This is a genomic window from Plasticicumulans lactativorans (genome assembly GCF_004341245.1).
Lineage (GTDB): Bacteria > Pseudomonadota > Gammaproteobacteria > Competibacterales > Competibacteraceae > Plasticicumulans_A > Plasticicumulans_A lactativorans.
In genome coordinates this window covers 42,975-62,892 of sequence record NZ_SLWY01000014.1, presented here as the reverse complement: position 1 = coordinate 62,892, position 19,918 = coordinate 42,975, and the positions used below count along the sequence as shown (strand labels likewise).

Genomic DNA, 19,918 nt, shown 5'->3' with positions numbered 1-19,918 from the left:
GCGGTGGCCGGGCGGATCATGCCGTCTCCCGTGCCGCTCACCCGCACTGCGACGGCCAGGAGAACGGGGGTGGTGTCCGCGGCGTCGCGGGGACCGTCAGCGGCACGGATGCCGCTGTCGAGCCTACAGGGATGTATTCACGGCGTGTCCCCGCGACGCCGCGGATCACCCATGCCCTGCAATACCCGGGTCACAGCCCGCTCTTCAGGCTCGCTTCGATGAACGGGTCGAGGTCGCCATCGAGCACCGCCTGCGGGTTGCCGGTTTCCCAGCCGGTGCGCAGGTCCTTGATCCGCGACTGGTCGAGCACGTAGCTGCGGATCTGGCTGCCCCAGCCGATGTCGGCCTTGGTGTCTTCGAGGGCCTGGCTGGCGGCGCGGCGCTTCTGCATCTCCAGCTCGTAGAGCTTGGACTGCAGCTGCTTCATCGCGGTCGAGCGGTTCTTGTGCTGCGAGCGGTCGCTCTGGCAGGCGACGACGACGCCCGAGGGGATGTGCGTGATGCGGATCGCCGACTCGGTGCGGTTGACGTGCTGGCCGCCGGCACCCGAGGCGCGGTAGGTGTCGACGCGCAGGTCGGCGGGGTTGATCTCGATCTCGATCTTGTCGTCGATCTCCGGCGAGGCGAACACCGAGGTGAAGCTGGTGTGGCGGCGGTTGTCGGAGTCGAACGGGCTCTTGCGCACCAGCCGGTGCACGCCGGTCTCGGTGCGCAGCCAGCCGTAGGCGTACTCGCCCTCGAAGCGGACCGTGGCCGACTTGATGCCGGCGACCTCGCCCTCGGAGGCTTCGAGCAGCTCGGTCTTGAAGCCGCGCCGCTCGCCCCAGCGCAGGTACATGCGCAGCAGCATCTCGGCCCAGTCCTGCGCCTCGGTGCCGCCGGCGCCGGCCTGGATGTCGAGGAAGGCGTTGCAGTGGTCGGCCTCGCCCGAGAACATGCGGCGGAATTCGAGGTCGGCGATCTGCTTCTCCAGGCGTTCGAGGTCCTTGCCCACGCCGAGCACGGTGGCCTCGTCCTCCTCCTCGGCGGCGAGGTCGAGCAGCTCCGCAGCCTCCCTGAGCCCGCCGTCGAGCGCCTGCAGCGTCAGCACCACGCGTTCGAGCTCGGCGCGTTCGCGCCCGAGTGCCTGCGCGCGTTCGGGGTCGTTCCAGATGTTGGGCTGTTCGAGTTCGCGGTTGACCTCGGTCAGCCGGTCGTACTTTTCATCGAAGTCAAAGATACCCCCTGAGAGCGGCGCCGCGCTCCTGCAGGTCTTTGATCCGGTTGTAGTAGGGATTCAGTTCGAGCATGGCGGAACGGCCCGGTGCGCAACCCAAAAGGGCCGGCATTGTAGCCGGCGCGCCGCGCACGGCATAGGCCGTCAGCGCCGGCCGGCGAGGCGGATGCCGGCGAGCACGCCCAGCGCGCCGAGCGCCTGCACGCCGCTGAGCGCCTCGGCGAACAACCACCAGGCGAGCAGTGCGGCCACCACCGGCTGCACCAGCAGGGTCAGCGACGAGAACGACGCCGGCAGCCTGGCGAGGCCGTAGGCGATGCAGCCCTGCCCGGCGCCCTGCGACACCCAGGCGAGCCCGAGCAGCACCGACCAGCCGTAGACGCTGCTGGCGAACAGCGGCTCGCCGAAGGCGAACACCAGCGGCAGCAGCGCCAGCGCGCTCGCCGCGCCGCTCGCCAGCATCGCCCGGCCGACCGGCAGACTGTGGCGCACGCGCTTGATCGCCAGGATGTAGCCGGCGTAGAACGCGGCGGCGGCGAGCGCCTGCACCACGCCGAGCAGGGTGCGGCCGTCGGTCGCGCTCGGGCGCGCCGCGCCGCCGAGCACCAGCGCGCCGACGCCGGCGATCGCCAGCGCGAGCCCGCCGAGGAAGCGCGTGCTGATGCGCTCGCCGAACCACAGCCAGGCCGCGACGGTGACGAACACCGGCGCGAGGTTGGCGAGCAGGGTCGCGTTGACCACGCTGATGTGCGCGAGCGCGAGGTGCCAGAGTGCGAGGTCGCCGGCGAGGCACACACCCGACGCCGCCACCGCGAGCCACACGCGCCGCGGCAGCGCTGCCGCGGCCGGCGCCGGCTGGCCGGCGAGCAGCAGGCCGAACAGCGGCAGCGCCAGCAGCACGCGGTGGAAGGCGGTCGCCACCGGGCCGATCTCGCTCAGGCGCACGAAGATCGGCGAGAAGCCGATGCAGCAGGCGCCGAGCAGCAGCGCGGCGAGGGCGCGGCGGTCGGCGCGGCCGACGGCGGCCGGGTCTGTCATCATCGTCGTCCTGCGGCGGGGGGACGGCATTCTGCGCGCGCCCCGCGCGGCGGCGCGAAGGCGCTGGCGGGCGCGTGTAAGCCGCCGCGTACGGTGTGGAGAGCCATGGGCGACATCCTCGAAGTGCACGATCTGGTCAAGGAGTACCCCGGCCTGCGCGCGGTCGACGGCGTCAGCTTCAGCATCGCGCCGGGCACCTGCTTCGGCCTGCTCGGCCCCAACGGCGCCGGCAAGACGACGACGATCGAGATGCTCGAAGGCATCAAGACGCCGAGCGCCGGGCGCATCCTCTACCGCGGCGAGCCGCTCGGCGCGCGCTTCCGCCGCGAGGCCGGGATCATGTTCCAGAGCACCGCGCTGCAGGACTTCCTGACCGTGCGCGAATGCCTGTGCTTCTTCGGCGCGCTCTACCCGCGCCAGGTGCCGTTCGACGAGCTGGTGCACACCTGCGCGCTCGGCGAGTTCCTCGACCGCGACAACCGCAAGCTCTCCGGCGGCCAGCGCCAGCGCCTGCTGCTCGCCATCGCGCTGGTCAACGACCCCGAGCTGGTCTTCCTCGACGAGCCCACCACCGGGCTCGACCCGCAGGCGCGGCGCAATTTCTGGGCGCTGATCGAGTCGATCAAGGCACGCGGCAAGACCGTGGTGCTGACCACCCACTACATGGAGGAGGCCTACCAGCTCTGCGACGCGATCGCGATCATGGACCGCGGCCGCATCATCGCCCGCGGCACGCCCGACGCGCTGCTCGCCGCGCACTTCGACGACCGCATCCTGCAACTGCCGCGCGAGGACCTCGCCGGCCGCGGGCTGCCCGCCGGCTTCGCGGTGTTCGAACGGCGCGAGTCGGTGGAGATCTCCACCCGCGACGTCGATGCCGCGCTCGCCGCGTTGCTCGCCGCCGGCGTGCCGCTGGCGCGGCTGTCGGTGCGCTCGCGCACGCTCGAGGACCTGTTCCTCGAACTCACCGGCCGGGAGCTGCGCGCATGAAACGCTTCCTCGCCGCGCTGCGCGCGCGCAACCTCGAATTCGTCCGCGACCGCAGCGCGCTCTCCTGGGCCTTCGTGATGCCGGTGCTGATCGTGCTCGGCTTCGGCTTCGGCCTCTCCGGCGAGCCGGCGCCGCAGTACAAGGTCGGCGTGCTCGGCCCCGCCGAGCCGCGCCCGGTCTTCCTCGACACCCCGCACATCGGCTTCGTGCCGCTCACCGATGCCGCGGCGGCGCGCACCAAGGTCGAGCGCCACCAGATCGACCTGCTGGTCGAGCCCGCCGCGCGGCGCTACTGGGTCAACACCGAGTCGCCCAGGGGCGCGCTCGCCGAGCGCCTGCTGCGCGGCAGCGACGGCGGCGCGGCGTGGACGCGCGAGACGCTCAGCGGGCGGGTGATCCGCTACGTCGACTGGCTGATCCCCGGCCTGCTGGCGATGAACATGATGTGGAGCGCGCTCTACGGCGTCGGCTACGTGCTGGTGCGCTACCGCAAGAACGGCGTGCTCAAGCGCCTGCGGGCGACGCCGCTGAACGCGGTCGAGTTCCTCGCCGCGCAGGTGGCATCGCGGCTCCTGCTGGTGCTGACGGTGAGCACGCTGGTGTACGCCGGCACCGACGCGCTGGTCGGCTTCGCGATGTTCGGCTCGTACCTGAACCTGCTGCTGGTGTTCGCGCTGGGGGCGACCAGCCTGATCGGCATCGGCCTGGTCGTCGCCTCGCGCCTCGCCACCGAGGAGATGGCCGACGGCCTGCTGAACCTGATCTCCTGGCCGATGATGTTCCTGTCGGGGATCTGGTTCTCGCTCGAAGGCATGCACCCGTGGGTGCTCGCGCTCGCCAGGCTGTTCCCGCTGACCCACGTCACCGACGCCGCGCGCGCGATCATGATCGACGGCGCCGGCCTCGCGCAGATCGCCCCGCAGCTCGGCGTGCTCGCCGCCTTCTCGCTGGTCGGGCTCGGCCTCGGCGCGGCGCTGTTCCGCTGGGAGTGACCCCCGCGGCGCCCCCGGCGGCGCCGGTTCGCGCGGCGCGCGATCCTCGACCATGCTGAAGGTGGCGGTGACGCCGGCCGCGGGCCTGCCGCGGTGCGGCCCCGCGCGGTCGGCCGCCCGGTGCGGCAGCGGGAGGAGCGGCAGATGAACGCGCGCATGCGCATCGTGCAGGATGACATCACCCGGCTCGACGTCGACGCCATCGTCAACGCCGCGAATTCCGCGCTCGCCCCCGGCGGCGGCGTGTGCGGCGCGATCCACCGCGCCGCCGGGCCGCGCCTCGCCGCCGCCTGCGCGGCGCTCGGCGGCTGCCCCACCGGCGAGGCGCGCGCCACGCCCGGCTTCGACCTGCCGGCGCGCTGGGTGATCCACGCCGTCGGGCCGGTGTGGCAGGGCGGCGGCCACGGCGAGGCCGCGCTGCTCGCCGGCTGCTACCGCGAAAGCCTGCACCTCGCCGCCGCGCTCGGCGCGCGCTCGATCGCCTTCCCGGCGATCGCCTGCGGCATCTACGGCTACCCGGTCGAGCAGGCCGCCGAGGTCGCCGTCGGCACCGTCGCCGCCGAACTCGCGGCGAGCGCCATCCCCGAACGGGTGCTGTTCGTGTGCTTCGGCAGCGAGGTGCTCGGTGCCTGGCAGGCCCGCCTGGCGCGCACCTGAACGGCACGCCGCGTGGAACCGACGCCCCGCGCCCGGCTCTCAAACGGTTGACCCGATGCGGATCGCCGCCCTTGACGGAATCGCGCACGGGTCTACGACAAGCATGAGAGGGGCCCGTGTCGCGCGCACGGCGCCGCCCCGGTGGAGGAGGAATCCGATGACCGTCGTCGCCCGTTTCGAGATCCACGGCGTGCGCTACCTCGATGCCGCCGGACACCCCTGCGCCGAGCTGCCGCCGCTCGGCCGCGACCGCGAGCACCTCGTCGCGCTGTACCGGGCGATGGTGCAGGCGCGCAGCTTCGACGCCAAGGCGGTGGTGCTGCAGCGCACCGGCCGCATCGGCACCTACGCCTCGGCGCTCGGCCAGGAGGCGATCGGCGTGTGCATCGCCGACGTGCTGCGCGCCGAGGACGTGCTGCTGCCCTCCTACCGCGAGACCGCGGCAATGCTCGGCCGCGGCGTGCACATGGACGAGCTGCTGCTGTACTGGGGCGGCGACGAGCGCGGCATGGATTTCGCCGGCCCGCGCGAGGACTTCCCGATCTGCGTGCCGATCGCCACCCAGCTCACCCACGCCGCCGGCGTCGCCGCGGCCTTCCAGTACCGCGGCGAGGCGCGCGTGGCGCTCGCGGTGTGCGGCGACGGCGCCACCTCGCAGGGCGACTTCTACGCCGCGCTCAACCTCGCCGGCGCCTGGCGGCTGCCGCTGGTGGTGGTGGTCAACAACAACCAGTGGGCGATCTCGGTGCCGCGCAGCGCACAGAGCGGCACCGAGACCCTGGCGCAGAAGGCGCTCGCCGCCGGCATCACGGGCGTGCAGTGCGATGGCAACGACGTGCTGGCGCTGCACGAAACCCTTGCAGCCGCGGTCGCGCGCGCCCGCGAGGGCGGCGGCGCGACGCTGGTCGAGGCGCTCAGCTACCGCCTCGGCGACCACACCACGGCCGACGACGCCAGCCGCTACCGCGACCCCGACGAGGTCGAGGCGCGCCGCCAGGAGGAGCCGGTGGTGCGGCTGCGCCGCTACCTGCACGCGCAGGGCTGGTGGGACGCCGGCGTCGAGGAAGCGCTGAAGGCCGACTGCGCGGCGACGGTCGACGCCGCCGTCGCCCGCTACGAAGCCACCCCGCCGCCGGCGCCGACGGCGATGTTCGATCACCTCTATGCCCGGCTGCCGGCGGCGCTCGCCGCGCAGCGCGCCGCCGCGGCGGCGGGAGGCGGCCATGGCTGAAATCACCCTGGTGGAAGCGGTCAACCTGGCGCTGGCGCGTGCGCTTGCCGACGACGAACGCGTGCTGGTGTTCGGCGAGGACGTCGGCCACAACGGCGGCGTGTTCCGCGCCACCCTCGGCCTGCAAGCGCGCTTCGGCGAGCGGCGCGTGCGCGACACCCCGCTCAACGAGGCGCTGATCGCCGGTATCGCCATCGGCCTCGCCGCGCAGGGCCTGCGCCCGGTCGCCGAGATCCAGTTCTCGGGCTTCATCTACCCGACCGTCGACCAGCTGGTGAACCACGCCGGGCGCCTGCGCAACCGCACCCGCGGGCGCCTGAGCTGCCCGATGGTGATCCGTGCGCCGAACGGCGGCGGCATCCACGCCCCCGAGCACCACTCCGAGAGCCCCGAGGCGATCTTCGCGCACACCCCGGGGCTGCGCGTGGTGGTGCCGTCGTCGCCGGCGCGCGCCTACGGGCTGCTGCTCGCGGCGATCCGCGACCCCGACCCGGTGGTGTTCCTCGAACCGGCGCGGCTCTACCGCGCGGTCAAGGAGGAAGTCGCCGACGACGGCGAGGCCGCCCCGCTCGACGTCTGCTACGTGCTGCGCGAGGGCCGCGACGTCACCCTGGTCGGCTGGGGCGCGATGGTGCGCGAGTGCCTCGCCGCGGCCGAGGCGCTGGCCGCGCAGGGCGTCAGCGCCGAGGTGATCGACGTCGCCACGCTGAAGCCGCTCGACATCGCGAGCATCCTCGACTCGGTGGCGAAGACCGGGCGCTGCGTGATCGTGCAGGAAGCCCCGCTCGCCGTCGGCGTCGGCGCCGAGATCGCCGCGCAGCTCGCCGAGCACGGCCTGCTGAACCTGCTCGCGCCGGTACGCCGCGTCGCCGGCTACGACACCGTGATGCCGCTGTTCCGGCTCGAACACGCCTTCCTGCCCGACGCCGCACGCATCGCGGCGACCGTGCGCGAACTGCTGGAGTACGCCTGATGAGCACGACCTTTCACCTGCCCGACCTCGGCGAGGGCCTGATGGAGGCCGAGATCGTCCAGTGGCACGTGGCCGTCGGCGAGACGGTCAAGGCCGACCAGCCGCTGGTCTCGGTGGAGACCGCCAAGGCCATCGTCGAGGTGCCCTCGCCGCGCGCCGGGCGCATCACCCACCTGTTCGGCGGGGTCGGCGACGTCGTCCACACCCACGACCCGCTGGTCGAGTTCGAGGCGAGCGAGGCCGACAGCGGCACCGTGGTCGGCGAGCTCGCGCGCGCCCAGGCCGCCGTGCAGGAGGCCCCGCAGACCGTGCAGCGCGCCGGCAGCGGCGCGGTCGGCTTCAAGGCCACGCCGGCGGTGCGCGCGCTCGCCGCGCGCCTCGACGTCGACCTCGGCGTGGTCACGCCGAGCGGCCCCGACGGGCTGATCACCGCCGCCGACGTGCAGCGCGTGGCGCGCGTGCTGGCCGAGGCCGGGCCGCTCGAACCGCTGCGCGGCACCCGCCGCGCGATGGCGCGGGCGATGACGCAGGCGCACGCCGAAGTGGTGCCGGTGACGCTGGTCGACGACGCCGACGTCGAGGCCTGGCCCGCCGGCACCGACGTCACGCTGCGCCTGCTGCGCGCGCTGGTCGCCGGCTGCCGCGCCGAGCCCGCGCTCAACGCCTGGTACGACAGCCACGCGATCGGCCGCCGCGTGCTGGCGCAGGTGCACGTCGGCATCGCCGTCGACACCCCCGACGGCCTGTTCGTGCCGGTGATGCGCGACGTCGGCAACCGCACGCCGGCCGACCTGCGGCGCGGGCTCGACGCGCTCAAGGCCGCGGTGCTGAGCCGCCAGATCCCGCCCGAGGAGCTGCGCGGCTACACCATCACGCTGTCGAACTTCGGCACCATCGCCGGGCGCCACGCCACCCCGGTGGTGCTGCCGCCGACCGTCGCCATCCTCGGCGCCGGGCGCATCCGCGCGCAGCCGGTGGCGGTCGGCGACCAGGTGACGGTGCACCGCCTGCTGCCGCTGTCGCTGACCTTCGACCACCGCGCCGCCACCGGCGGCGAGGCCGGGCGCTTCCTCGCCGCGGTGATGGCCGACCTGGCGCAGGCCGGGTGAGGCCCCCACCGGCGCACGTGGCCGGGCGCCGCACAGCTTCTAGACTCTGGGCGTGGCGCCCGGTCCCGGCGCCGGGACGGCCGTGCCGGGAGGTGCCGAGATGAACACCCAGGTGATGCTGCTACGCAGCGACGTCGACGACAGCCACAGTCACGTCGTCACCCTCCCCCCCGGCCTGGGCGCGGCGCAGGCCGCGCACCTCGCCGGCGAGCTGATCGCCCAGGCGCAGCGGGCCAATCCCGACTTCACCTGGGACGACGACGTCGCCCCGGCGCTCGCCGCCCACGGCTTCGCCACCGTGCCGCACGTGCTGGGGCCGACCTGGGACAGCCCCGCGGAATGAACGCCGCCGCCGGGTGTAAGACCGGGTGGCGCGCCCGCCGGCACATGCCGCGGCGGCGAGCCATACTCGTCGCGCCAGCCCCAACCTTCGGGAGTCCGAAATGAACAAGACCCTGCCACTGTCCGCCGCCCTCGCCGCGCTGCTGCTCGCCGCGCCGGCGTTCGCCTTCCACTGCCCGGCCGAGATGAAGAAGATCGACGCCGCGCTGGCCGCCTCGCCCAAGCTCAGCGCCGAGCAGCTCGCCGAAGTGAAGGCGCTGCGCGCCAAGGGCGAGGAACAGCACAAGGCCGGCGACCACGCCGCGTCGCTGGAGACCCTCGGCAAGGCCGAGAAGCTGCTCGGCATCTGAGCCGCTGCGCGCGCCGCAGCAACGCCCCCGCCGGGGCCGCATGCTGCACTTCGACGACCCGCCCCGCGTGCCCGGCAGCGGCGAGGCGCCGGCGGCGCGCTTCGCCCGCGGGGCGCCGCTCGCCGGCACCCCCGGCGCGGCCTACGTGGAACGCCGCGGGGTGCCGGTGGCGGTCGCCGCCGCCGCCGGCCTGCGCTACGACGCCGCGTTCGGCGGCCGCCCGGCCGTGCTCGCACCGCTGTGCGACCGCGCCGATGCGCTGGTCGCGGTGCACGGGCGCTACCTGCAGGTGGTGCGCGGGCAGAACAAGATGCTGACAGTCGGCAGCGGCGGCGGCGCGCTCGGCGTCGGCGGCGGCTGGCGCACCGAGCCGCTGATCCTGGTCGAAGGGCTGTTCGACGCGCTGTCGCTCGCCACCTGCGGCTGGGGCGCGGTCGCCACCATCGGCCGCTGGACGCCGTGGCTGCCCGAGGTCGCCGCCGGGCGCACCGCGTGGCTCGCCTTCGATGCCGGCCGCCCCGGCGAGGCCGAGGTCGAACGCTACGCGCAGCGCCTCGGCGCCGCCGCGGTGCGCCGGCTGCCACCGCCGCCGCGCTGCAAGGACTGGAACTGCGCGCTGCGCAAGCACGGCCGCGCGGCCCTCGCCCGCTGGCTCGCCACCCACCTCGGCGCCGCCGGAGCCCGCCCATGAACCCCGCCCACCCCGTTGTCACGCCGACCGGCCGCCGCCCCGCGCCGCCGCGGCGCGCGGGCCGCACGCCCGAGCGCACGCGCGACGGGCTGCCGCCGATGATCTGCTTTCGCGTCACCCGCTACTGCAACGCCCGCTGCGGCTTCTGCCTCGCGCCGCCCGACGGCTCGCACCCGCCCGCCGACACGCTCGGCCAGCGCGTCGACTGGCTGCTCGCGCACGGCGTGCGCACCGTGCACTTCTGCGGCGGCGAGCCGAGCATCCACCCGGCGCTGCCGCAACTGCTCGCGCAGGTGCAGGCACGCGGCGGCAGGTCGCGCCTGACCACCAACGGCATCGCGCTGTCCGACGCGCTGCTTTCGGCGCTGCGGGCGACACGCACCCCGGTCAAGGTGAGCCTGCACGGCGACCGCGCGCAGCACGACGCGATCGTCGGCCGCGCCGCCTTCGACCGCACCACCGCCAACCTGCACCGCCTGCTCGCCGCCGGCGTGCCCGCCTCGGTGCAGACCACCGTGGTCGCCGGCGCCGCCTGGGTGGTCGACTGGGTCGCCGCCTTCTGCCTCGACGCCGGCGTGCGCCGGCTCAGCATCCTGCCCTTCATCCCCCGCGGCAGCGGCTACGCCCGACGTGACGAATACGGCCTGGCGCCGGCCGAGCGCCGCGCGCTGCGCGAGCACGTCGGCACGCAGCGGCGCGCGCTCAACGGCCGCCTCGAACTGCGCTGGCTCGACTTCGCGACGCGCCCGCTGCACGTGGTCGAGGCCGACGGCACGCTGCGCCTCGAAGGCGCGAGCGAGGGCGAGGACGTCCTGCTCGGCCACGTCCCGCCCCCCCCCGCCCGGCCGGCGCACGCCTGAGCGAGCCGCACCGGCGCCCTCCGCCGCTGGACGGTCGTGCACGAGCACGTTTCGATACCGGTGGACTGCGCGCAGGGCCGCCCCGCGTACCTCGTCGGAGAGCCGTGAATGCCTGAAGAAACCCGCGCCGCCGATAGCGAACCCACCGCCGATCGCGAATTCGTCCATGCGCGGCTCATCGACGCGCCGCGCGAGCGCGTCTTCCGTGCTTTCGCCGATCCGCGCCACCTCGCCCGCTGGTGGGGACCGAACGGGTTTTCGAGCCGCTTCGAGGTGTTCGAGCTCCGCCCCGGCGGCCGCTGGCGTTTCGTCATGCACGGGCCCGACGGCAGCGACTACCCGAACGCGAGCGTGTTCCTCGACATCACCGCTCCCGAGCGCGTCGTCTTCGAACACCTGTCGGAAGGGCATCACTTCGTGATGACGATCACGTTCACCGCGCAGGGCGACCAGACCCTGGTGGGCTGGCGGCAGGTCTTCGACACCGCCGCCCATCGCACGCGCATCGCCGCGTTCGTGCTGGAAGCCAACGAGCAGAACCTCGACCGCCTTGCCGCAGAAGTGCGTAACGTCGATTAGCCGCCCGCCGGGGTGAGGGGGCGATCCGCTCCCGCCGCATCCCTCCCCCTCACGGCGACGGCGCCACGTTGGTCTGGAAGCTCGCGAGGTTGAGGCTCGCGAGGATCGTCTTCATCCGCGCCTTGTCGACGCCGGCCGGGCGCACGGCGTCGGCGGTCAGGTCGAGCAGCGCGTCGAGCACGCTGCCGGTGAAGCGCGCCGCCCATTGCGCGGCGAGCACGTTGGCGATCGGCCAGTACGAGATGTGCCAGGGCTCGTCGAGGTAGTGCGGGTCGGCCGGGCGCGGAAAACCCGGCTGGCCGCCGCCGCCGGCCGAGTACGGGTGGAAGAAGCCGAAGCGCGCGGTCTCTTTCTGCAGGAAGGGCAGCAGCGGCACCATCACGCCACTGCCGCTCCAGTGCGTGCGCTCGGTGTCGTTGACGTCGAGCTCGGTGCCCCAGTGGTGGCGCGAGAAGCCGGGCATCGAGCGCGTTTCGAGGATCTTCAGCAGCGCGGCGGCGATCTCGGTATCGGTGTTCTTGCTGGTGATCTTCAGCGCCGCGAGCTGGCCGCTGACGATGCCGGCCTGGCGCTTGAAGCCGCGCGTGCTGCTGACGTCGGTCAGCGCGGCCGGCAGGCGCGCCGCGGCCTTGGGGTCGGCGGCGACCTGCGCCGGCCGCCAGACGTTGCGGTAGTGCGCCTGCAGCATGCTGAAGCGCAGCTTCACGACGCGCTCGATCGATTCGAGCATCGCCGTGTCGGCCTTGGCGCTCTGCTCGCCGCGCAGGAAGGCGTCGCTGACCGCCTTCGCGAGCAGCGCGTCGCCCTCGTCGGGCGCACCGGTGTTGTCGCGGAAGAACTCGTTGAGCCCCGTGACGAGGGTGTCGACGCTGCGTCCGGGGCCCGTGGCGGCGAGCGGCTGCTTGCCGGCGACCTCGTGGGTGATCACCGGCGTCGCCTGCCCGCCGGCGGCCAGCGATGCCGAGGCCCAGGCGCCCAGGCTGCTCGCCTTCGTGGTCACGTCGACCTCGCCCTGCAGCGGGTAGAGCGCGCTGAACACCTGGTTGTGCAGCTCGTTGCCCTTGACGTTCTCGTCCTTCGACCCGCGCATGCGCAGCGCCATGCGCGCGGCGAGCGCCTTCGCCGGGCCTTCCACGGGGTCGGCGAAGGCGCCGCCCTTGTCGGCGGCGCCGATCGCGTGCATCGCCAGGATGCGCGCCGGGTGCAGCGTGGTCACCGCCTTCATCACCGCAGTCACCTCGGGCTGCTGCGGCGGCACCGCGGTGCCGGCCGCCGGCGCCGGGAAACCCGCGAGGCCGGGGAAGTTGCGGTTGAGGTCCACGCCGCGGCGGTTCAGGCGGTTCTTGTTGGCGACGCCCCAGGGGTTCATGCGCGGGATGACGATGACGTCGAAGTCGCGCTGCGTGGTGCCGCTCTTCAGGTCGGCGAGCATGCGGTCGACCAGGTCGAGCGGCCCGCGCTCGTCGCCGTGGATGCCCGCCACCACCAGCGCCCGCGGCGCCGGGGCCGGCGGCGGCGCGTTCACCGGCGGGCCGGCATCGGGCGGACCGGCGTCGGGCACGCCGGCATCGGTCGGTTCGGGTTCCGGCACGCCGGCGGGGATCGGCACGCCGGCGTCGCGGAGCGGCTCGCCGGCATCGGCCTCGGGCACCTCGACGGGCCCGGCGTCGGGCGTGCCGCCGCTGCCGGAGGTCGGCGCCGGTGCGTTCGGCGTCGCCGGCGTCGGCACCGGCGTGTTGCGCTTGAACACGTGCGCCTCGATCGCCATGTCGGCGGCGGGGTCCTCGGCCGGCGCGTCCATCGCCTTGCCGGCCTTGGCGCCGTGGCCGATCTCGCCCGCGGCGAGCGTCAGCGGCCCGCCCGCCTTCAGCTCCTGGTCGACCCTGGCGAGGTCGAGCACCGCGCGCGCGAGGCGCGGCGGCGTGGCGTGCGCGACCAGCGGCGCGGCACCGCCCGCCTGCTGCACCACGTGCGTCAGCTCGTGCGCGAGCAGGTGGCGCCCCGCCGCGGTGTGCGGCGCGTACTGCCCGGCACCGAACACCACGTCGCGACCGAGCGTGAAGGCGCGCGCGCCGAGGTCGCGTGCCGCCGCGGCGGCGTGGCTGCCGTCGTGCACGCGCACCGCACCGAAGTCGTGGCCGAAGCGCGGTTCGAAGTACGCCCGCGCGCCGGCGTCGAGCGGTGCCCCGGCACCGGCGGTCGCGGCCCCCGCCGGGCGCACCGGCGCGCCCTCCCCCGCCGCGGCCGCGCCGGGCAGCGGCAGGCGCAGCACCGTGTCGGCGACCCGGTCGGCCTCGGTTTCGGCCGCGTCGCCGGGCGTGCTGAGCACGGGCTTGGCCTGCACCCCCAGCGTCAGCGCCCGCCACAGCGGGTTGATCGGGGCGGGCCGCCGGTCGCCGGCCGCGCGCGCCGCCGGCGCCGGTGCGGCGGGTCGGGCGGTGGCGTGCCGCGGCGAGCCGGTTTTCATGGATGGGTGCCTGTGCGGTTCACGCGGAGGGCTCCTTGATGACGTAGCCCGCGCGCGCGGCAAGCCCACCGCCGGCGAGCGCGATCGCCGTGTCGTCGAGCGCGACCGAGGTCGCGACGAACGGCGGCGCGGCGGCAGCGCCCAGCGGCTCGAAGCGGCCGGCGGCGAGCCGCGCGAGGTGCAGGCCACCGGCGAGGTCGAGCGCGACCGCGTGGCGACCGTCGGGGGCGATGGCGGCGTCGAGCCAGCGCCCCTCCCAGCGGTCGACGAGCTGCCAGGCGTGCGGATCGATCCAGGCGACGCAGCGGTTGAGGTCGACCGCGAGCAGGCGGCGCTCGGCGGCGTCGGCATCGAGGCGGGTGACGGTGCCGGCACCGAGCGCGATGCAGGCGCATTCGGCACCGGTGTCGGCAGCGAACGCGCGCGGGTCGCCGAAGCCGACCACCAGCGCGGTGCGCCCCACCCACGCCGCCTGCGGCGGGAACTCGGCCGGATGGCGCAGCGTCGCCAGCGGCTCGCCGCGCCCGCCGTCGAACAGCACGAGGCGCGCCGGCGCCTGTGCGTCGCCGGTCGCGTAGCCCACGAGCAGGCGCTCGCCGTGCGCCGACCACGCGTGCACGCAGGGGCGCTCGCCACCGCCCGGGCGCAGCTCGGGCTCGGCCGCGTACAGCGGCGCGTAGGTGCCGCGTGCGAGATCGAGCACCCCCGGCCCCCAGCAGACGCGCTCGCCGGCGAACCGCGGCCGGCCCGGCGCGGGCCACGGCGCATCGGCCGCGCCGAGGCGCAGCAATCCCTGCCACACCACCAGGTGCGCCTGCCCGCACGCGGCCAGCCGCTCGCCGGCGAGCGCCACGGTGCCGCCGCCCTCCGCCGCCAGCACCTGCCAGGGGCCGAACCGTATCGCTGCCATGCCGGGCCCTCCGCCGCGCTCAGGGCGTCAGTTGCGAGGTGAAGACGAAACCGAGCCGGCCGTTGAAATCGATCGCCGACCAGCTGCCGGTGGTGCCGGCGACATTGACGCTGACACCTCCGAGCAGCACGGTCATGGGAACGAAGCTCATCGACGGCCCGCTGCGGACGTTGAGGAAGGTGGGGATCACCGTCGCCACGCGCGGCGCCGGGGTGACGAACACGGTGTTCTGCGGGCTGCCGGGCACGCGCGCGTTGGCGAGCGGCGGCGGCGGCCCGCCACCGACCGGCGCGGCCCCCGCCGGCGTCAGCGAGAAGCCGAGGCGGGTCAGCAGGGTGCGCGGATCGAGCCGGGAGGCGGCGATCTCGGCCGCCGTCGCGGCGTTGAACGCCGGCGCCGCGCCGACCGCCGTCACCACCTGCGCCGACAGGAAGGCGCGCACGTGGGCGTTGGTCGAATCGCGCGCGAACCACGCCAGCCCCAGGCGGATCTGCGCGGTGGTCGGCGCGCCGACCAGCGGCAGCAGCGCCGCTTCACGCCCGCCCAGCACCGTCGGCGTGACGTCGAGGAAGTTCTTGAAGCTTTCCGAGTTGAGGCCGGTGGCGAGGATGCCGGCGAGCAGCGTCGCCGCCGCGCCGGTGTGCAGGAACTGCCCCTGGTCGACGATGATGCGCATGCGCTTGTCGTCGGCGCGCGCCATCCCCGTGTAGGGCACGGTGCCGGCGAGCCCGGCGTAGACCGTGCCGGCGAAGGGCTGCGGGTTCAGGTGGGTGACGTAGCGCGCCGCGTTGATCCAGCCGAACTGCGCCCAGTGCACCAGGAACGGGATCTCGGCGGTGTTCGCCGCCTCGTTGAGCAGGTGCAGGTCGACCCCGGTCGGCGGCACGTGCACCGGCGGCAGCACGATGCCCACCATCAGCCGGGTGATGATGTCGTACCAGTGGGTCGGCCGCGCCGGCAGCGCGAGGCGCGTGCGCAGCATGGTCTCGGCCGTCACGGTGTTGACCGTCGCGGCGACCTCGACCGCGGCGCGCAGCACGCCCTCGGGCTCCAGGCCGCCCTGCGCGTAGGCGGCGGCCCCGCCGTAGGCGCTGGGGTCGGACGGGTAGGTCGGGTGCAACCGTCCGCTCGCATCCTTGAGCGCGGTCAGCGCGCCCAGCCCGACCGAGGCGCGCGCCGCCTGCACGGTGACGCCCGGCGTCAGCGGGATGCTGGCGGCGGTGGCGCGCGCCTCGGTGAAGGCGCCGAGGCTCTGGTCGGCGGCGAGCGCCGCCGGGATGCCCGCCGCCGGCGTGCCGGCCGGCACCGTGCGCGAGCCGACCAGGCAGCCGGCGTAGAGCAGGCGCGCGGTGGCGGGGTCGAGGTGGTGCATCAGCGCATCGAGCAGCGCCCGCGTGTCCGTCAGGTTGCCGACGGTGTCGAGGCTCTCTTCGAGGTAGTGCACGTGGCCGCCGCTGACCGTGGGCGCGCTGGTGCCGGCCAGGCTCACGCTGTGCCCCGAACCGTGGCCGGCGATCAGCACCTGGTTGATGTGGCGGTTGCCGGCGCCGTCGAGCTTGCCCCAGGTGGCGGTGATGGTCGGGATGCGCACCGTCATGTCGGCGAGCGTCGTCGCGCCCTCGATCATCAGCACCAGGTTGTCGGGCCCCACCACGCCGATGAACGGCAGCGTGACGGCGCCGGTGTTGAGCACCAGGTCGGAGAACAGCGAGGCGGCGTCCTGGAACGCCCCGACGGCATCGTGGCCGGTGTGCAGGATCAGCAGGAAATCGCGCGCGCCCGAGGTGTCGGCGAGGTTCGCCACCAGCCGGTTCAGCATCGGCAGCGGGAAGCGGTGCAGGTTGCGCACCCAGCGCGTCGCCGCCGACGCCCCCTGCAGCGGCAGCAGCGGCGCGAGCCCGGTCGGCCGGATCGTGATCAGGAAGGTGAGCACCGCCTGGAACTCGATCCCCATGGCGCCCGGCGCCGGCTCGAAGGTACGTTCGAGGAAGGGCTGGAAGCGGCTCCAGTAGTCGGCGAGCAGCGGCATCAGCGCCGGATTCGCGGTGAGCAGCCGCAGCTGCAACTGCGACACCGTCACGTTGAGCTGGTCGGCCGGGATGATCGCCTCAAGCGCGAGCAGCGTCTTGCCCTGCGCGATGCGGTCGGCGAGCGCCGGCAAGGGCGGGAACAGGCGCACCGTCAACTGGCCCGGGTCGGTGCCGCGGCAGAAGGCTTCGAGCCCCGGCCAGTCGCCGGCGGCGACGCCCTGCAGGTCGGCGAGCTTGACGTCGCCGATGCCGAGGCGGATGTGCGAGCCGGTCTGCAGCTTGAGCAGCATGTCCCACAGGAAGGTGCGCTCCACCGGGCTCAGCGTGGGCTCGGCGAACCAGTCGGCCTGGGTCTGCTCGGTGTAGTCCTGGAAGCTCGCGAGGTCGGTGCCGGGCAGCGGCGGCACCACCGCGGCGTTGCCGAAGAGCTGGTCGCGCGTCAGCCGGGCGACCGGCCGCGGCGTCGCCGGCACGCGGAACACCATCGGCAGCGCCGCGTGCAGCGGCGCGTGCGCAGCGCCACCGGCGATGTGTTCGGCCTCGCGCTCGGCCGGGTGACCGGGGTCGGCCACCGGCAGCCCGCGCTGCGGGTCCACCGCCACGTCGCGCCCCACCTGGGCGACGTGCGCCAGTTCGTGGCGCAGGAGCCGCACACCCCACGGCGTCGCCGGCGCGAAGCGGCCGCGGCCGAAGTAGATGTCGCGGCCGATCGTGAACGCGTGCGCCCCCAGGCCCTCGGCGGCGCGCGCCGCGGCGACGTCGGTGTGCAGGCGCGCCACGCCGGCGCGGTGCGACACCGGCGAACGCGCGAGCAGGCTCCACGGCGAGGCCCCGGCCGCCGCGGCCGGCGCCGCACCGGGGATCGCCGAACGCAGCACCAGCGGCGCGGCGAACGCCGCCGGCCGGCGGTAGCGCGTGGGGTCGTCGGCCGCACCGCCGCCGGTGCGCGCCCCCCAGGCACCGAGCGCGAAGTCCGCCCACAGCGACGGCGTCGGCGCCTCCTCGGCCGGCGTCGGCGGCGCCTTCGGCCCCTTCGCCGGCTCGGCGGCCCGCGCCGGCGCCTTGCTCCGCGCAGCGAGCTGGCTCATCGACGCGGCCCGCGCCCCCGGCCGCCAACGTCGGCCGGCCGACCGTCCGCCCCGTTCGAGCCCGGTACGCGCATCCGCCCTCCCCACGCCCCGGCCAGCCCGGCCGCCACGACCGGTTCGCAGTAACCCTAGTCAACAAACGCGCCGAAATCAGGCATGCCTGATGGCGGCTGGCGGGGCGACGGGGCCACTCGGGGCGAGCGAAGGAACGCTTGGACGGACGGGGAACGGGAACGACGAAAAGCGGCTGGCAGCGGCGTGTTTCCAGCCCGTAGCTTGGGCTGGGCCTGCGAAGCCCAACCGTTTACCGCCCCCTTCGGTGGGCACACAACACGTCTTCATTCACCGAAGCGGCCCTTGGCATCTGATGACGAGACAGGCCACGCCCGCGGCATCGGTTTACGCTTTCCCAAGGTACACACGGTGAACGTTGGGCTTCATTTCATTCAGCCCAACCTGCCGAGCGAGACCCCCCCCTGGCTACCCGATTAGGCCCCGAGATACCGTGAATCCTGGCTGACATTACGCCGGCTCCGCCGCGAGATCCTCACCGCAATCTGCGCCCCCGCAAGCGCCGCAGCATCAGCCCCGGAATCAACAGCAAGCTCCAGGTTCCTGGCTCGGGTACTTGGACACTACTAATCGTGAAGTTCGAATCGTCGAAAAAACCCTTCTCGTTGCCGTAACTGACATGAAAATCGATGAAGGACAAATCCAGAAGATTCTGCCCAAACGCTCGGTCGGTAACGAAGGTCATGACGTTTCCGGTGAGGCCACTCGTGACATCCAACGACCACTTGTCGTGGAGTAGGTCGAACGAAAATTCGAAAAGATCATAAATATTGGTTACTGGTGGTTTGTTGATAGACGGTATTCCTGGCTCCCATGGCCGACCAAACACATAATTCGCGTTTGTCGAGTCGATCAGATAGCTCCAACTGCCGCCAGGCGTATCGCGGTATCTGAGTTGGTAGGTCTCATCCCATCCGAATTGAAAGGCAATGGGCGCGTTGGGATTGGAAGGGTTGTCGGGGGCGCTTTGGCTGTCACGAAAACTGAGCCAGACCCCATCACTTGGTGCGGTCTTCGGGCCTGGCGAAATCCAGACGCTCCAATTGACGATCTTGTCGCCAGTACTGGCAGGACTGATCGGGTTGCCGCCGTTGTAAAAATCGCGAGCATCCAGAGTATAGCGATAGTCCAATGGTTGAGCGGGAACGGTCGGGGGAATGGTGGCATATGTGGTATTCCGCAGAGCCAGCATTTGCTCTCCACTGTGCGGAACCATGCCAAGACCAGTAACTTCGGTGTGCCCGGTGACATAATAACCACCCGCGAACACGGATGTATTGGCGTTGTATGTGGCGAAGGCATCATTTAAATCGTGCCACAATCCGCCCGGGAAATCGGTAATTGGCGGCTGCGGCAAATTGCTGGGACTGCCACCCGGGCCGCCGTTGGAGGTACCGGATTGACCGGCGTCATAGCCATTAACCCAGTTGACAAATCCCAAATAGCCATCCTGGGCCTCAAACCCGCCGAGATACGCATGAGATTGGCCGGGGAGACAAACCAATACTGCGACGATGAAGGGGCTAGTCACTTTTGTAAGACTTTTCATACTTACCTCTTCGTACCGGTGGTCACAGTGGAAAATGTTAGGGATTGTCCAGTGACTAAATTCTGCCTATCGCTGCCCATGACCGGGCCACGGAAACCGGTGCGGGTTAGGCATCCGCGCGTTCATCCGCCCTGTCGCTCTCGTGTACCCCGAGCAGACCCCGGAACGACGCCTCTAGCTCGGCCTTGATCAAAGGGAGTGACTCGTTCATATGCTTGATGAGGGAACCCCAAGCCGTAAACAGCTTGCCTTGCAACTCCTCTGGCAGTCGGCCAAACTTCGACAGTGAATGCAGCTCCTTCAGTTTTTCTACTAGTTCATCCTGATATGTGTCGATTCGAACGGCCAACTGTTCCGGAAAGTAGATGCGATGTTTGTTGAAGAAGTTTTGGAGCTCGAGAGCCCGCTCCATCACTTCCACGAATTGCTGAGTAGTCCCGGCTGCTTCGTTTTCCAAGTAGGTAAACTTCCTCGCCGCGATCTCAAAATCGACCATGTCGGCGTACAGCTCAGCGACCACTTCTGCCCTGCGCTCATGGAGCTTGGCGAATATGACGTTGGTTCGCGCTGCCTCGACCTGCAGTTGATGCTTGAAGGCTTCCATCTCCTTGCTGAGCTGGTGCGTTACCAGTCCCTTGCAAAGCCAAGCTACCGCGGCTAGAAGCGCGCTTTGAACCGTGACTGCGGACAAGAGATAAATGAGGAAGTCCATCGGATGCCTCACTATAAGTAGACGACCTATCGACCGCCTGAATACCTCCGTGGCCGCGGGAG

The 19,918-nt window shown here is 72.5% G+C and carries 18 protein-coding genes; 11 read left to right on the top strand and 7 right to left on the bottom strand.

Features of this window, described 5'->3' with window-relative positions; translation table 11 throughout:
* Positions 1 to 190: 190 nt before the first annotated feature.
* Together prfB and EV699_RS13285 are read right to left on the bottom strand one after the other, a co-directional pair.
* Positions 191 to 1,289, bottom strand: a protein-coding gene (gene prfB / locus EV699_RS13290) for a peptide chain release factor 2 (protein WP_132543504.1) whose coding sequence is annotated in 2 segments (ribosomal slippage) — positions 191 to 1,213 and positions 1,215 to 1,289 — 1,098 coding nt in all. Because the reading frame shifts where the segments join, the coding sequence is not laid out codon by codon here.
* Positions 1,290 to 1,360: 71 nt separating this feature from the next.
* Positions 1,361 to 2,257, bottom strand: coding sequence for a DMT family transporter (locus EV699_RS13285; protein WP_132543502.1), 897 nt, complete (start codon positions 2,255 to 2,257; stop codon positions 1,361 to 1,363).
* Between the two features lie 102 nt (positions 2,258 to 2,359).
* Between EV699_RS13285 and EV699_RS13280 the strand changes: the two genes are divergently transcribed.
* From EV699_RS13280 to EV699_RS13230, 11 genes are all read left to right on the top strand, one after another.
* On the top strand, positions 2,360 to 3,244 hold the full coding sequence (locus EV699_RS13280; RefSeq protein ID WP_132543500.1) for an ABC transporter ATP-binding protein: 885 nt from the start codon (positions 2,360 to 2,362) through the stop codon (positions 3,242 to 3,244).
* On the top strand, positions 3,241 to 4,236 hold the full coding sequence (locus tag EV699_RS13275; protein WP_132543498.1) for an ABC transporter permease: 996 nt from the start codon (positions 3,241 to 3,243) through the stop codon (positions 4,234 to 4,236). Before EV699_RS13280 ends, EV699_RS13275 begins: the two co-directional genes overlap by 4 nt.
* Before the next feature lie 144 nt (positions 4,237 to 4,380).
* On the top strand, positions 4,381 to 4,893 hold the full coding sequence (locus EV699_RS13270) for an O-acetyl-ADP-ribose deacetylase (RefSeq protein WP_243662673.1): 513 nt from the start codon (positions 4,381 to 4,383) through the stop codon (positions 4,891 to 4,893).
* 157 nt (positions 4,894 to 5,050) lie between these two features.
* The gene (gene pdhA, locus EV699_RS13265; protein WP_132543496.1) at positions 5,051 to 6,124 is read left to right on the top strand and encodes a pyruvate dehydrogenase (acetyl-transferring) E1 component subunit alpha; all 1,074 of its coding nucleotides are present in this window, start codon (positions 5,051 to 5,053) and stop codon (positions 6,122 to 6,124) included.
* Entirely contained in the window at positions 6,117 to 7,097 is a 981-nt protein-coding gene (locus tag EV699_RS13260; protein ID WP_132543494.1) for an alpha-ketoacid dehydrogenase subunit beta, read from the top strand. The genes pdhA and EV699_RS13260 overlap by 8 nt, the downstream gene beginning before the upstream one ends.
* Positions 7,097 to 8,206 (top strand): dihydrolipoamide acetyltransferase family protein, encoded by a 1,110-nt coding sequence (locus EV699_RS13255; RefSeq protein ID WP_132543492.1) that lies wholly within the window; start codon positions 7,097 to 7,099, stop codon positions 8,204 to 8,206. The genes EV699_RS13260 and EV699_RS13255 overlap by 1 nt, the downstream gene beginning before the upstream one ends.
* A 100-nt stretch (positions 8,207 to 8,306) precedes the next feature.
* Positions 8,307 to 8,549: a hypothetical protein gene (locus EV699_RS13250; protein ID WP_132543490.1), complete on the top strand. Its 243-nt coding sequence runs from the start codon at positions 8,307 to 8,309 to the stop codon at positions 8,547 to 8,549.
* Positions 8,550 to 8,649: 100 nt separating this feature from the next.
* Positions 8,650 to 8,898 carry a hypothetical protein gene (locus tag EV699_RS13245; protein ID WP_132543488.1) on the top strand — a complete coding sequence of 83 codons (249 nt, stop codon included), beginning with the start codon at positions 8,650 to 8,652 and terminating at the stop codon, positions 8,896 to 8,898.
* 40 nt (positions 8,899 to 8,938) lie between these two features.
* Positions 8,939 to 9,589, top strand: coding sequence for a DUF7146 domain-containing protein (locus EV699_RS13240; RefSeq protein WP_132543486.1), 651 nt, complete (start codon positions 8,939 to 8,941; stop codon positions 9,587 to 9,589).
* A complete protein-coding gene (locus tag EV699_RS13235; RefSeq protein WP_132543484.1) occupies positions 9,586 to 10,449 on the top strand; it encodes a radical SAM protein in 864 nt (287 codons plus the stop codon). Before EV699_RS13240 ends, EV699_RS13235 begins: the two co-directional genes overlap by 4 nt.
* 108 nt (positions 10,450 to 10,557) lie before the next feature.
* On the top strand, positions 10,558 to 11,028 hold the full coding sequence (locus EV699_RS13230; RefSeq protein WP_132543482.1) for an SRPBCC family protein: 471 nt from the start codon (positions 10,558 to 10,560) through the stop codon (positions 11,026 to 11,028).
* A gap of 49 nt (positions 11,029 to 11,077) precedes the next feature.
* On the opposite strand, the gene EV699_RS13225 is transcribed toward EV699_RS13230, so the two are convergent.
* The 5 genes from EV699_RS13225 to EV699_RS13205 all read right to left on the bottom strand — a co-directional run bounded on the left by EV699_RS13225 (position 11,078) and on the right by EV699_RS13205 (position 19,856).
* Positions 11,078 to 13,495 (bottom strand): DUF2817 domain-containing protein, encoded by a 2,418-nt coding sequence (locus EV699_RS13225; RefSeq protein WP_132543480.1) that lies wholly within the window; start codon positions 13,493 to 13,495, stop codon positions 11,078 to 11,080.
* Between the two features lie 19 nt (positions 13,496 to 13,514).
* Positions 13,515 to 14,405, bottom strand: coding sequence for a hypothetical protein (locus EV699_RS13220; protein WP_132543478.1), 891 nt, complete (start codon positions 14,403 to 14,405; stop codon positions 13,515 to 13,517).
* A gap of 19 nt (positions 14,406 to 14,424) precedes the next feature.
* The gene (locus EV699_RS13215) at positions 14,425 to 17,523 is read right to left on the bottom strand and encodes an eCIS core domain-containing protein (protein WP_132543476.1); all 3,099 of its coding nucleotides are present in this window, start codon (positions 17,521 to 17,523) and stop codon (positions 14,425 to 14,427) included.
* Between the two features lie 547 nt (positions 17,524 to 18,070).
* On the bottom strand, positions 18,071 to 19,144 hold the full coding sequence (locus tag EV699_RS13210; RefSeq protein WP_132543474.1) for a hypothetical protein: 1,074 nt from the start codon (positions 19,142 to 19,144) through the stop codon (positions 18,071 to 18,073).
* A 106-nt stretch (positions 19,145 to 19,250) separates the two neighbouring features.
* Positions 19,251 to 19,856 (bottom strand): hypothetical protein, encoded by a 606-nt coding sequence (locus EV699_RS13205; protein WP_132543472.1) that lies wholly within the window; start codon positions 19,854 to 19,856, stop codon positions 19,251 to 19,253.
* Positions 19,857 to 19,918: the final 62 nt, after the last annotated feature.